At 64.1% G+C, this 13,018-nt stretch carries 10 protein-coding genes; 8 read left to right on the top strand and 2 right to left on the bottom strand.

The features are described 5' to 3' along the window. From CZ203_RS07445 to CZ203_RS07410, 8 genes are all read left to right on the top strand, one after another. Positions 1 to 610: nucleotidyltransferase (locus CZ203_RS07445; protein ID WP_159456417.1), on the top strand; the 610-nt coding region annotated here is incomplete at its 5' end. Between the two features lie 18 nt (positions 611 to 628). Next, a complete protein-coding gene (locus CZ203_RS07440; protein ID WP_087065503.1) occupies positions 629 to 1,153 on the top strand; it encodes a hypothetical protein in 525 nt (174 codons plus the stop codon). A gap of 218 nt (positions 1,154 to 1,371) precedes the next feature. Then, the gene (gene secG, locus CZ203_RS07435) at positions 1,372 to 1,629 is read left to right on the top strand and encodes a preprotein translocase subunit SecG (protein WP_227105521.1); all 258 of its coding nucleotides are present in this window, start codon (positions 1,372 to 1,374) and stop codon (positions 1,627 to 1,629) included. An 8-nt stretch (positions 1,630 to 1,637) separates the two neighbouring features. Further along, the gene (locus CZ203_RS07430) at positions 1,638 to 1,871 is read left to right on the top strand and encodes a hypothetical protein (RefSeq protein WP_087065501.1); all 234 of its coding nucleotides are present in this window, start codon (positions 1,638 to 1,640) and stop codon (positions 1,869 to 1,871) included. A 142-nt stretch (positions 1,872 to 2,013) separates the two neighbouring features. Next, positions 2,014 to 3,819 carry an S-layer homology domain-containing protein gene (locus CZ203_RS07425; protein ID WP_087065500.1) on the top strand — a complete coding sequence of 602 codons (1,806 nt, stop codon included), beginning with the start codon at positions 2,014 to 2,016 and terminating at the stop codon, positions 3,817 to 3,819. An 80-nt stretch (positions 3,820 to 3,899) separates the two neighbouring features. After that, positions 3,900 to 4,496 (top strand): inorganic diphosphatase, encoded by a 597-nt coding sequence (locus CZ203_RS07420; RefSeq protein ID WP_087065584.1) that lies wholly within the window; start codon positions 3,900 to 3,902, stop codon positions 4,494 to 4,496. A 264-nt stretch (positions 4,497 to 4,760) separates the two neighbouring features. After that, positions 4,761 to 7,307, top strand: a complete 2,547-nt coding sequence (locus tag CZ203_RS07415) for a diguanylate cyclase (RefSeq protein ID WP_087065499.1) — start codon at positions 4,761 to 4,763, stop codon at positions 7,305 to 7,307. Further along, positions 7,279 to 9,582, top strand: a complete 2,304-nt coding sequence (locus CZ203_RS07410) for a bifunctional diguanylate cyclase/phosphodiesterase (RefSeq protein WP_087065498.1) — start codon at positions 7,279 to 7,281, stop codon at positions 9,580 to 9,582. Before CZ203_RS07415 ends, CZ203_RS07410 begins: the two co-directional genes overlap by 29 nt. A gap of 35 nt (positions 9,583 to 9,617) precedes the next feature. Here the strand turns inward: CZ203_RS07410 and CZ203_RS07405 are convergent, their stop codons facing one another. Together CZ203_RS07405 and mscL are read right to left on the bottom strand one after the other, a co-directional pair. Next, on the bottom strand, positions 9,618 to 12,416 hold the full coding sequence (locus CZ203_RS07405; RefSeq protein WP_087065497.1) for an ATP-binding protein: 2,799 nt from the start codon (positions 12,414 to 12,416) through the stop codon (positions 9,618 to 9,620). Between the two features lie 160 nt (positions 12,417 to 12,576). Next, entirely contained in the window at positions 12,577 to 13,011 is a 435-nt protein-coding gene (gene mscL, locus CZ203_RS07400; protein ID WP_087065496.1) for a large conductance mechanosensitive channel protein MscL, read from the bottom strand. Positions 13,012 to 13,018: the final 7 nt, after the last annotated feature.

Raw genomic sequence — 13,018 nt, 5'->3', positions numbered from 1 at the left:
GCTCGGCACCGCCCACGCGGTCTGGTGCGCGCGCGAGGCCGTGGGGGACGCGCCCTTCGCCGTCATCAACGCGGACGATTTTTACGGCGCGGAGGCGTTTTCCGCGCTCTATGGTTATTTAAAGGACGCGCGCGACGATGAAAAGTACCGCTACTGCATGGTCGGCTACCGCCTGGAAAACACGCTGACGGAAAACGGCACGGTCTCCCGCGGCGTGTGCCGCGCGGACGCGGACGGGAACCTCGCCTCGATCGTCGAGCGCACGGCCATCAGCCGCGGCGCGGACGGCGTGATCCGCTGCGAGGGCGGCGCGCTCGCCGGGGACACGCCGGTGTCGCTCAACGTATGGGGCTTCACGCCGTCCTTCATGGACGAGCTAACCGGCATGCTGCGCCGCTTCGTCGCGGAAGGGCTGCGCGAGAACCCGGAAAAGGCCGAGCTGTACCTGCCGTTTGCCGTGGACGAGCTGATCCGGTCGGGCAAGGCGTCCGCCCGCGTGCTGACGACCGCCGCGCGCTGGTACGGCGTCACCTACCGCGAGGACAAGCCCTCCGTGCAGCAGGCCATCGCCGGCCTGACCGCGCAGGGCGTGTACCCCGCCGTATTTTAAGGAAAGAGGGCGCATAAAATGACCGATTTTGCCGCCGCCACCGCCCGCCTGCTCGAGCTTGCCGCGCAGGACATGGGGGAGCACTTCACCCTGCGCCGCGACGCCCTCGTCGAGGGGCGCTACGTCGCGCTGGACGCCGCCTTCGACCTGGACGGCGAGCGCAAGCCCTTCGGCCTGATCCCGACGGGCGTCACCACGCACTGCCACGAGCGCTGCCTGTTCGTCCCGGCGGAAAAACTGACCGCGGAGGGGCTTGACGAGGCGCTCGGCTACATCACCCGCGTGCACGACAACCTGGTCGCGCCGGACGGCAGCCATGAATTTTCGCTGTTTTCGCTCGTGCTCGTCACGGCGGACTTCGACCGCGCGCTGCTGCGCCGCCTCAAGAAGTTCAGCCACGACAGGCGTCATGAGGCGCCGGCCGCGGGCTGGTCGGCCGTGCGCGTCGCGGTGGTCGACCTTTCGAAAAACGCCATCCTGACGAACAAGATGGGCGGGCCGCTCGGCGACCGCCTCAAGCCGACGCTGCGCCGGCTGAAATAGCTGCCGCGGGGGGCTGCGTTTGCCCGGGTGCCCGCGCCTATGATGCCCCCCGCGGCGCGGGGCGATCCCGCGGGCAGCCTTTTCCCTTATTTTTTCGCGCAAAAGCCCTTGTCAGAACGTTTTTTTTGTGATATGATGCTAGTTACGCAAGGTTTGTCCTCGCGCAGGACGCGGGGGACACGGATAGATTACAGATTATTTTTGGAGGTCGTAAATTCATGATAGCTACCATGGGAACGCTGAAGTTCGCCCTTTCGGTGATTGAGGTACTGGCATGCCTGTTCCTGATCGTCACCATCCTGCTGCAGCACGGCAAGGCACAGGGCCTTGGCACCATCGCCGGCGGCGCGGAAACCTTCTTCAGCTCGAATAAGGCGCGCGGCATGGACGCCATCCTGTCCAAGATCACCACGGTTGTCGCTTTCCTGTTTGTGGCGCTCGCCGTCGTGCTCAACCTGATCCCGAACGCGGGCTGACCCGCGCCATGATGCTGCTGCAATATGTGCTGCTCGGGCTGTTCGGCCTGTGCGCGGTCATTTCGTTCGTCTCGCGCGTGCGTATGGGTTCGCTCGAAGGCGCGATCGAGCGCGGCGAAAAGGACGACGACAAGACGCGCGCCGCCGCGGCACGCTGCTACCGCACCGCGATGGTATTCGCCGTCGCCGCCGCGGCCTTCCTGCTCCTGTGCGGGGCGGTCGGCGCGGCAAGGGTCCTGTAAGGCGCAAAGCCGGCTTTCCCCCTGGGGGGGGGAAGGCCGGCTTTTTACGTCCCCCTGCAAGGGCGCGCGGGTTTGTACCCCTTTCCTGTAGTAAACCCGCCCGCCCCACGCGTCAAGATAGGGAGAAAGGGAGGATCTACCGATGAAAAAACGTCTGCTCGCGGCGCTGGCCGCCGCCCTGCTCCTGCTGCCGCCCCTGCCCGCCGCCGTTGCCGCGGACGCACCCTCCGCCTGGGCGGCGGACGCTGTACAGGAGGCAATCGGCCGTGGCCTCGTGCCGGGAAGCCTGCAATCCCGTTACCAGCAGCCGATCACGCGGGCGCAGTTCTGCGCGCTCGCGCACGAAACCCTGCCCGCGCAGGGCAACGCCTTCGCGCGGCTGGACGCCTATCACCCGTTTACCGATACGGACGATGAAAACGTGCGCAAGATGGCGCTGCTCGGCGTGGTCAACGGCAAAACCGAAGACACCTTTGCGCCAGACGACCCGATCACCCGCCAGGAGGCGGCCGCGATGCTGTACCGCATGGCGCAGAAGGGCGGCTGGCAGGTATCCATCCCGGACGCGCTGTTTGTGCCGCATGTCTGGGACGACCGCAAGGGCGCGCTGCGCTTTCTAGGCAACGGGCTGGAAACCGGGTATTTTTTCCCCTGGGCGCGCGAGGCGGCCGATTTTTGCAATAACGCCGGCATCATGTCCGGCGTCGGGGACAATTGCTTCGAGCCGAACGTCTCCTATACGGTGGAACAGTCGATCGTCACCATGCTGCGCCTGCGGCAGTGGGCGGACGCGGGCGGCGGCGCGCCCCGCGCGGGGGAGCGGCGGTTTGCCTTCCTCGATCCGGGGACAGGGCTTTACGGCTATAAGGACGCCGCGGGCAACGTCGCCATCCCCGCGCAATTCGACTTTGCGGGCGCGTTTGCAAACGGCTGGGCGGCCGTCGGCGTGCCGAATAAGGGGCTCCGGCTGCTCCGCGAGGATGGTTCGTTGGCGACGGTCGCCGGCCTGTCCGGCGAAAACGGCGGCGGCGTGTTTTTCAGCAGCGTGGGAGCCTTGCCCGGGAACTATGCGGACGTGTCCTATACCGGGGCGGAAAACGGCGCGCTGGTCAAAATGCCCGAAGGCGTGCTGGTGCAAAAGGGCTTCCTGGTGAATGCCTCGCCGGCCGGGCGGGACGGCATGTACCGCTTTTACCGGTGGACCGGGAACAACCCCGACGGCTCGCCCGCATTCCTTTGGGGGTATATCAGCGACAGCGGTTTCATTATCCCCGCCGCATATGCCGCTGCCAGTGAATTTTTGGACGGCGTGGCCTGCGTCCAGCAGGAGGCGGGCGGCCCCTACCGGCTGATCGACACGCAGGGGGACTTCCTTCCCGAGGCCTGCAAGGCAAAGGTTGCCGAAGGCGAGGCCAGCCTGGCCTATGGGCGGTACCTGTCCATCCGCTCCCCCGCCGCGACGGGCGGGCGCATCGAGCGGTTTGACGGCCGCGTGATTTACCAGTCCAAGGGTTTTACCGGCATGGGCGTGCTGCAAAACGGCGATTTCTATGTAGAGGAGATGCGCGGCAGCGAGTTTGTCGTCCAGATGCTCGCGCGCGACGGCTCATATTACGGCCCCGACATGTACCATTTTGCCGGCGAAACCCTGCCCAACCGCTTGGTTTACGCCACGGCGCCGGACGCCCCCCTGACCATGCACGGCAGCCAGGTTTACACCTCGGCGGCGCTTACCGACCCGCTGGGCGACGGGGCGAACACGCTGGTGGACCTTGACCCCGACAGCGGCACGCTGTTTTTTTACGACGACCGCATGAACGAGCTTGGCCGGGTGCCCGGCATCGAATGGGGCGCGCAGCTTGCCTTTGAGGACGGCGCGCTGCGCGTGATGCTGACGGATAACAGCATCCGCTATTATTCGCCCACCGGCCGTTTAATTTCCAGCTGATTCCCGGTATTCACTCTGGACGAGCCGGGCATCCTGTGATACGATGGGTATAGATTTACAGGAGAAGGGGAATGAAGCCCATGAACATTTGGCATGATATCAATCCAAGGCATATAAAGCCGGAAGAATTTATGGCAGTGATCGAAATCCCGGCGTCCAGCAAGAAAAAGTATGAGCTTGACAAGGAAACCGGCCTGCTCCGTCTCGACCGCATCCTGTACACCTCCACCCACTACCCGGCGAACTACGGTTTTATCCCGCGCACCTACGCGGACGACGGCGACCCGCTCGACGTGCTCGTGCTGTGCTCGGAGACGCTCGACCCGCTCGTCATGGTCAAGTGCTACCCGATCGGCGTCATCCGCATGATCGACGACGACGAGGTCGACGACAAGATCATCGCCATCCCGTGCGACGACCCCACCTGGAACTTCTACCAGGATATCGACCAGCTCCCCCCGCACTACGCCAACGAAATCGCGCATTTCTTCGAAGTGTACAAGGGGCTGGAGCACACCCACACCACAACGTCCGACGCGCTTGTCCGCGCCGAGGCCGTGGAGGTCATCAAAGACTGCATGGAGCGCTATGAAGTGCATTTCTGCGGCAAGCGGCCGTCCAAGTCGCGCAAGCGCCCGGAGAAGCCCTATGAGTGCCCGCCGCTCGAAAACACTTAAGCACCCGCTATGCCGCCGCCCGTTCCCGGGCGGCGGTTTTTTGCATCTGCGCGCGGATAGGGTCGGCCTTGCGGCAAAATGGCTGGATATTTTTCTCTTATCCGACCGTTATTGGGCGCTTCTCCCTTGTCATTATTGATACAATGCGGTACAATATAAGTGAAGTTATTGCTTTTAGTGCGATTTTTGTAACCGGCACGCAGGTTTTGCCGATATGAAGCCAGAAGCACGGTTGCTATCTTTTTGCAAGGAGGGGATGGACGCATGAAACACCGATGCCGCCTGTACGCAGCCTGCGTGCTCGCGGCCCTGGCCCTCTGCCTCCTGCCCGTAAATCCCGCCGCGGCGGCACAGCCCAAAGCCTTGCGGGTCGGCTTCCCGCAGCAGGACGGCCTATCAGAAACTTCGGATACCGGCGCCCGTTCCGGCTATACATACGAATATTTGCAGGAGCTTGCGCAGTACACGGGCTGGAATTATGAATTTGTCACGCCGGAGGCCGACGACCTGGACGGGCAGCTCACGGTGCTCCTCCAAATGCTGGAGGACGGCGAAATCGACCTGCTTGGGGGTATGAATTACCATCCTTCGCTCGCCACGCGGTACGCCTACCCCAATTACAACTACGGCACCAGCTACACGGTGCTCCGCGTGCGCGCGGACAACACGGCCATCAACGAGGGGAACTACCAGACGCTCGACCATATCCGTGTCGGCTACCTGGCGCCGGCCACCTCGCGCCTGGAGGCGCTGGAGGCGTTTTGCGAGAGCAACCACCTGTCCATGCAGGCCGTCGCCTTCTACGACGAACGGGGCTGGGAGGGCGCGCTGCGCACCAAAACGGTGGACGCGTTGCTGGGTTCAGACACCGACCCCCGGGAAAACACCCGCGTGGTCGCGAAATTCGACCCGCACCCGTTCTATTTGGCTACCAGCAAGGACAACACCGCGCTGATCCGCCAGATCAACGCCGCCATTACGCAGGTCAACAGCGTCGACCCCTCGTTCGCCGCGACGCTGTACGAAAAATACTTCGGCAACCAGCCCGCCGGCCTGATGCTGTCCGACGAGGAAAAGAGCTACATCGCAGGGCTGTCCGCCCCGCTGCGCGTCGGCGTGCGCCCCGGGCGTATCCCCTACCAATATTTCGATGGGCACGGGCAGTTCCAGGGCATCGCCCAGGGCGTGTTCAGCTATATCACGCAGGAGACCGGCCTGGAATTTACATTCGTGCCCATACAGGACGGCGCACAGCCCGATATGCCGGATGGCGCCCAGCCCGACCTGCTCGCCAGCGTCTATTACGATTACGAGACGGCCGCGGCGGACGGCGTGTCCCTGACCCGCCCCTACGTGGTCTGCCCCATGGTCATGGTGGTCGACCCTCGCGCGGACACGGGCGATATGTCCGGCAAACGCCTGGCGCTGCCGCAGGGGCTGCTGTACAAGGACGGGCTGACGGAGGACATCACGGTTTACCCGACCTTCCAGGATTGCCTTGAGGCGGTCCGCAAAGGGAAGGCCGACTATTGCTACGGCAACGCCTACGCCGCGCAGTATTACATCAGCCAGCCGCGCTACCGGAACCTGCGCCTGCTGCCGCAGGCCAACCGCATGCACAAGGTGTGCATTGGCGTGGTAAAGCCCGCGGATTCCCGCCTGATCTCCATCCTGAACAAGGTGGTGCTCAGCATGCCGGACGCCGAGCTGCAATCCATCATCTACCGCAATGTGACCGTGCGCCCGCAGGTTACGCTGCGCGCCCTGATCGAGGCGAACCCGGTCCCCGCGTTCTGCCTCGTGCTGGCCGCGGCGCTGCTGGTCGTGTCCGTCATGGCGCTGTTTGTGCGGCAGCGCACGCGCGCCAACCGCCGGCTCGCGCTCGAAAGCGAACGTTTCCGCCAGCTCGCCGACCTCTCCGGCGAATACCTCTTTGAATACGATTTTGCCGCCGACCGGCTGACGCTGTCCGAGCGCAGCGCGGAGCATTTTGGCGTCCCGCCGGTCTTTGAGCGCTATGCCGTCACCTTGCAGCGGTGCGCCCAGCTCGACAGCGCCCTGGCACCGCAGGCGCAATTCATAGAAGGGCTGCTGCGCAGCCACGCAATCGTCCAGGACCTCCCCTGCACCTTTACCGACGGCAAGCGGCGGTGGCTGCGCGTGGCGGCCAAGGTCGTTGCCGACAAGGACGGGCGGCCGCTGTTTTCCATCGGCAAGGTCGCGGATATCCAGGCGGAGCGGGAGGAGCACGAGGCGCTCGTGCACAAGGCGCAGCGCGACAGCCTGACCGGCGTCTACAATGCCGCGACTGCGCGCACGCTCGTTTCCGAGCGGCTCCGCTCCCTGCGCCCCGGCAGCCGCGGCGCGCTCCTCGTGCTGGATATCGACCATTTCAAGGAAGTTAACGACCAGTATGGCCACTATATCGGCGACCAGGTGCTGATCCAGGCCGCCGCGACGCTGCAGTCGGTTTTCCGGCGGGACGATATCATCGGCCGCCTGGGCGGCGACGAGTTCCTGGTCTTCCTGCCGGGCGGCGCGTCCCGGGATATCCTGGAGGCCAAGTGCCGCCAGCTCCAGGGCGCCATGCGCGACAATATCCATATGGCTGGCGGCCTGGCCGTCACGGTATCGGTCGGCGCGGTGTTCGCGGAGGCCGGCAGCGCCTTCGACCCGCTTTACCGCGCGGCCGACGCGGCGCTTTACGAAGTCAAGCGCAACGGGCGCAACAATTTCGACATTTCCGACGGTGTAACGACCGATCCTGGGGAGGGCGGGGAAAATGACCGGACATCCGAACCAAAACAATGACAAAGCGTCCCGGCTGCCCGCCTACCTGCTGGCCGCAGCGCTGCTGCTGGCCGCCCTGTGCGGGTTTTACACGGTCTCCCTCAAGCACGCCCTGGAGGACGAGGCCTGGCGCTATGTGGGCGAGGTCGCGGAGCGCGTCTCCACCACCATCAACACCAGCGTAAGCGACACCTTTGACAACCTGCACGCCATGGGGGACACCTGCGTATGGCTCGGCAGGCAGGAGGACCCGGAGGCTGTGATCGCCTACCTGACGCAGGCGTCCCCGCGGTACGGCTTCCTGCGCATGGGGATCGTGGAGCTGGACGGCATGGCCTATACGACCGCGGGCACGGTGACCGACCTGTCGGGGCAGCCCTGCGTGCAGGAAGCGCTGCGCGGGGCTGACGCGGTCTCCGGCCTGCAGTACCTGCCGGAGGAGCCGGATACCGGATCCATCATATTTGCCGTGCCGCTGCGGCTGGACGGCAAGGTCATCGGCGCGCTCGCCGCCGCCTCGCCGCTCAGCCGCCTGCGCGAAACGCTCGACGTCGAGTCCTTCAGCGGCGAGGGCTTTACACAGGTCATCCAGCCAAACGGCAACTTTATCTTTGATTCCAGCAACAAAAACGCCATCCAGGGGTATAACAACTACTTTACGTTGCTCAGCTCCAGCTGTACGCTCGACCGGGGCTACTCGGTGCAGGGGTTACAGGCGGACATCGCCGCCGGGCGGCCGGGCACGCTGTGCTATACCACGGAAAACGGCGTGCACAAGGTCATGAATTATATGCCGCTTGCGGTATCGGACTGGTACATGCTGTGCGTGGTGCCCACCGAGGCGGCCACGGCGCGCACGGAGCGGATCATCCACCTCGCGGCGTTCGTCAATGTCGCGGTGGCCGTGCTCTTCCTGGCGCTGATCGTGCTCATCATCCGGATGAACCGCAAAAGCCGCGACCGGCTCACCGCGCTGGCCTATACCGACCCGGTCACCGGCGGCCACAGCCGCCAGTGGTTTGAGCAGGAGGCGGCTGCGCGCATCGCCGCGCAGCCGGCGGGGACGTATGCGCTCGTCTCGGCCGATATCCGGCAGTTCAAGCTGATCAACGACGCCTTCGGCAGCCAAGATGGCAACCGCACCCTGCGCTTCGTCTACCGCTGCATCGAAGCCGGCTTGCAGCCGGGCGAATTTGTGTGCCGTATCGCGGCGGATACCTTCAACCTGCTGCTGCGCAACGCGCCCGAGGCCGAGGTCGCCGCGCGCCTGGCGGGCTTTGCGCATGCGGTCAACGCCCATAACAACGGGCTTGAACAGAAGTACTACCTGCCGCTGTGCGCCGGCGTGTACGTGGTGACCGACCCGTCTCTCGACCTCATCACCATCCAAGACCGCGCGAACGTCGCGCGCAAGCAGGTCAAGCGCCGGCCGGACAGCCGCCTGTGCGCCTACTGCTACTATACCGACCAGGAGCGCCTGCGCATGCTGCGCGAGAAGGAGATCGACAACCGCAAGGAGGGGGCGCTGCAAAACCACGAGTTCGTGGTCTACCTGCAGCCCAAGGTCTCCCTGGAGGACGGCACCGTCGCCGGGGCGGAGGCGCTGGTGCGCTGGTGCGACCCGGTGCATGGCATGGTGTCGCCGGGCGAATTCATCCCCGCGTTTGAGAAAAACGGCTTTATTGTCAAGCTCGACCGGTATGTGTTTGAAGAGGTCTGCCGCCTGCTGCGCCGCTGGATCGACATGGGCAAGTCCCCGGTGCCCATCTCGGTCAACCTGTCGCGGCGGCACCTGGACGACCCGCACTTTTTGGACGCCTACGCGGCCATCTTCCAGAAGTACGGCCTACCGCCCAAGCTGATCGAGATCGAGCTGACCGAAACGCTGGTGCTGGAGAACCTGGACGCGCTGATCCGCGTGATTGGGGAAATCCACAAGCTCGGCTTCACCTGCTCGCTCGACGACTTTGGCAGCGGCTATTCCTCGCTCAACATCCTCAAGGACGTGCCCGCCGACGTGCTCAAACTCGACCGCGCCTTCTTCGAGGGCGACATGGGGGACAGCCGCACGCGGTATATCGTGGAAAGCGTGCTCGACCTGGCCAAAAGGCTGCATATGCGCACGGTTTCCGAGGGCGTGGAGACCGTGCCGCAGGTGCGCTTCCTGGCCGACGCCAAGTGCGACATGGTGCAGGGCTTCGCCTTCGCGCGGCCGATGCCCGCGGCGGAATTTGAGAAGCTGGCCTTTGACGGCCCGCCGCTCACGCCGCATGACGCCACATCCCCCGGAAAGTAAAGGAAGGCCGGCGCCTATTGGCGCCGGCCTTCCTTTTATCCGTCCTGCAGACCCTTCCGCAGGGCTTTTTGCAGCTCGCCGTACAGGCAGGCCACGTCTACCGGTTTGGAGACGAAGCCGGTCATACCGGCCTCCCGGGCGGACTGCACGTCCTCCTGGAAGGCGTTCGCCGTCATGGCGATGACCGGCACGGACGCCGCGTCCGGGCGGGGGAGGGCGCGGATCGCGCGGGTGGCCTCCAGGCCGTTCATCTCCGGCATCAGGATATCCATCAGGATGGCGTCATAGCCGCCAGGCGCGCTGTCCGCAAACATCTGGAGCGCCTTTTTCCCATTTTCCGCGCGGCTGGCCTGCGCGCCCTGCATGCGCAGCAGCTCCATCGCGATTTCCGCGTTCAGGTCGTTATCCTCCACCACGAGCACGTGGACGCCTTGGAGCCTCCCGGCCTGGGGTCCCTGCTCGGCGGCGGGGCGCGCCTCCGCGGGCGCCTTGGGCATCGTGACGGTAAAATAGAACTCGCTGCCCTGGCCGGGCGCGCTTTTGAGCTTGAGCTTGCCGCCCATCAGCCGCACGATATTGCTGCTGATCGCAAGGCCAAGCCCGGTGCCCTGGCTCTTGGTGATGTTGGGGCCGACCTGCTCAAAGCTGGCAAAGATGCGCTGCTGGTCTTCCTCGGCAATGCCCATGCCGTTATCCGTGATGCGGATGGTGAGCGCGGCTTCCCTGCCGGGGGAGGCTTCCTCAACCACGCTGGCCGTCACCTCGCCGCCCGGCGGCGTGAATTTGAACGCGTTGGAGAGCAGGTTCACCAGCACCTGCCGCAGGCGGATGGGGTCGCCGCACAACATATCGTCCCGGATATCCTTTTCCATCCGGAAGCGCAGCCCGCGCGCCTCCGCGTCGGCCGTGAGCATGTCCCGGATTTCGTCCAGCGTCGCGCCGATGGAAAACGGCTCGCTGCCCAGCTCCATTTTGCCATTTTCAATGCGGCTCATGTCCAAGATGTCGCTGATCAGCCCAAGCAGGTAGCGGGAGGATGCCTTGATTTTGTCCAGGTGCCCGCGCGCCTCGGCGGGCAGCCCCTCCGTCATGCTGGCCAGGTCGGTCAGCCCGACGATGGCGTTCATGGGCGTGCGGATCTCGTGGCTCATGCGCGACAGGAATTCGCTCTTGGCAAGGCTGTCCGCCTCGGCTTTGGCCAGCTCGCTGCGCATCACGGCGGCGTGCAGGCGGGCGCGGAACACCAGGATGACGGCCAGCAGGATCAGCCCCAGGAACGCCGCCACCACCGAAACCGCAAGCGACGGGTTGGCGTAGACGATGCCGGAGAGTGTCATGTGCGTCTGGCCGATGGACAGGATATTGCGGCTGCCGATGGCGGATTTCTCGGCCTCCGTCAGGTTGTTGATCGTCTTATTGAGGATGGTGAACAGCTCCGGCTGCACCGGGCTTTTGAGCGCGAAGCCGCCGTCCAGGCTGTTGTTGATCAGGTTGACCTGCACCACGTTGTTGAAGTTCTCCTGCTGGATGACGTACTCAAGGTGGGAGGACAGCCCATAGAAGAAATCCACCTTGCCGCGGTTGACGTCGCGCAGCGCGTCGCTCGTGCAATCGTAGTACCGCACCTCGTCCGCCACGACGGTATCCGGCATCTCGCGGCCCTCAAGCACGGCGCCGACCAGCCCCTCCGCGGGGTAGCTCGACTCCTTGTTGCGCACCACAATGGAGTCCAGATCGATATAGGCGGCGGTCAGGGCAAGCCCGCGCTCGGCCGCGTCCTCCTCGGTGCCGATAAAGAACCCCAGGATATCCGCTTCGCCCTGCTGCACCTTGCGCACGGCCTCTCCGTAGCTGCCGCAGCCGATATAGGAGAACTCCAGCCCGGAAAACGCCGTGACCTCCCGCAGGAAGTCTGGCACCAGCCCGTCGTGGCTGTCGTCGATATCGAGGCAGTATACCGGGTGCCACTGCTCGGGCACCGCGACCGTCACCGTGCCTTTTTGCGCGACATAGGCCTTTTCCGCGGCGTTGAGCGCCACGTGGCCGTAGATCGTATTGCCAAAGTTTTTTTGAAAGAGCTTCTGCGCAAATTCCGGGTCGGCGTCATAAATCCTGTCCAGCGCCATATTGAGGCCGTCCAGCACCTCCTGGTTGCCCGGCTGCGTCACGATAAAGTGCGGCTGCGAATCAAAGGTGGCCGCGACGCGGAACTCCCCGCCGGCGTCCCCGTTGTTGCCGAGCAGCAGGTCGATTTCGCCGCTCTCGAGGAAACGGTTCAGCGTGCCCGTGACAACCAGTTCCTCATACGTGTAGGGCTTGATCGTGCAGTCCAGGCCGTTGATCTCCAGGTACGCCCGCAGGCGGCGGATGTTCTCCTTGTTGCGCTCAAAAACGCCGATCGTCTTGCCGTTAAAGGAATCGAGGTCGTAGCTCTTGATGGTGTCGTCATCCTTGCGGGCGAGCAGCGCCAGCTTGCTGTACCCGCAGTTATAGTGCGGGTAGGCGAAGTACGCTTCATAACCGCTTGCGTAATAGGTGCCGCCGAGCAGGTCGTACTTGCCGGCAAAAAAGTCATCCAGCATGGTTTCGCTGTCCGTATCGATGTATTCGTATTCCCAGCCGGTGTATTTGGCGATCTCATTGAGGAAATCGACGATCAGCCCGTAGCGCCGCCCATCCGGCGCAGTCATGCTGAAGCCCTCCGCATGCGAAAAGCCGACGCGGACGACCCGGCTTCCCGCGGCCGACGCACAGGGGGCTGCGAGGGACGCGAGCAGCAGCACTGCGCAAAGCAGCGCGCCGCAGCGCCGCAAGGCGTGGCGAAGCCGATACATACCAATCCCCCCTTTTCGAAATTACATCCTTTTTTGCAACCGCATATTTGTTCTTTCTATTGTAACATCCCCGGTACGCAGATGCAATAAAAGCCCAGAAAAACCCAGAAAAAAGCGGCGCGCATCCCCAAACCGGGATGCGCGCCATTTTTTCCGGCTTTTATGTATCGTCCGCCAGCCCACTGAGCTGCGAGGTGCAGTGCGGGCACCGCGTCGCGCCGATATCGATCTCGCTGCGGCAGTACGGGCAAACCTTGGTGGCGGGCGCCGCCGGCGCCTCCTCCTGCTGCTTGCGGCGGCCGAGCGCCGCGAGCCGGTTCATGCCCTTGACGAGCAGGAAGATGATCAGCGCCATGATGATAAAATTGATGACCGCCGTGATGAACGCGCCGTAGCGCAGTTCCGCGCCGAACAGGCTGACGCTGAGCTGGTCGAAGTTCTGCCCGGTGAACAGCCCGAGCACCGGGGAAATGATGTCCTGCGTCAGGGAGGTGACGATGGCCTGGAACGCCGCGCCGATGATGACGCCGACAGCCAGGTCCATCACGTTGCCGCGCAGCGCAAAATCCTTGAATTCCTGCAAAAACTTTTTCATATTTCCT

Origin of the sequence: Intestinibacillus massiliensis, from assembly GCF_900155735.1 — a bacterium.
GTDB classification, from domain to species: domain Bacteria; phylum Bacillota; class Clostridia; order Oscillospirales; family Butyricicoccaceae; genus Intestinibacillus; species Intestinibacillus massiliensis.
This window is presented reverse-complemented; position numbering and strand designations above follow the sequence as displayed.

Excerpts from the sequence above, each read along its gene's own strand:
- CZ203_RS07440 (WP_087065503.1), top strand. The coding sequence starts at position 629 with ATGACCGATTTTGCCGCCGCCACCGCCCGCCTGCTCGAGCTTGCCGCG.
- secG (WP_227105521.1), top strand. The coding sequence starts at position 1,372 with ATGATAGCTACCATGGGAACGCTGAAGTTCGCCCTTTCGGTGATTGAG.
- CZ203_RS07430 (WP_087065501.1), top strand. The coding sequence starts at position 1,638 with ATGATGCTGCTGCAATATGTGCTGCTCGGGCTGTTCGGCCTGTGCGCG.
- CZ203_RS07425 (WP_087065500.1), top strand. The coding sequence starts at position 2,014 with ATGAAAAAACGTCTGCTCGCGGCGCTGGCCGCCGCCCTGCTCCTGCTG.
- CZ203_RS07420 (WP_087065584.1), top strand. The coding sequence starts at position 3,900 with ATGAACATTTGGCATGATATCAATCCAAGGCATATAAAGCCGGAAGAA.
- CZ203_RS07415 (WP_087065499.1), top strand. The coding sequence starts at position 4,761 with ATGAAACACCGATGCCGCCTGTACGCAGCCTGCGTGCTCGCGGCCCTG.
- CZ203_RS07410 (WP_087065498.1), top strand. The coding sequence starts at position 7,279 with ATGACCGGACATCCGAACCAAAACAATGACAAAGCGTCCCGGCTGCCC.
- CZ203_RS07405 (WP_087065497.1), bottom strand. The coding sequence starts at position 12,416 with ATGTATCGGCTTCGCCACGCCTTGCGGCGCTGCGGCGCGCTGCTTTGC.
- mscL (WP_087065496.1), bottom strand. The coding sequence starts at position 13,011 with ATGAAAAAGTTTTTGCAGGAATTCAAGGATTTTGCGCTGCGCGGCAAC.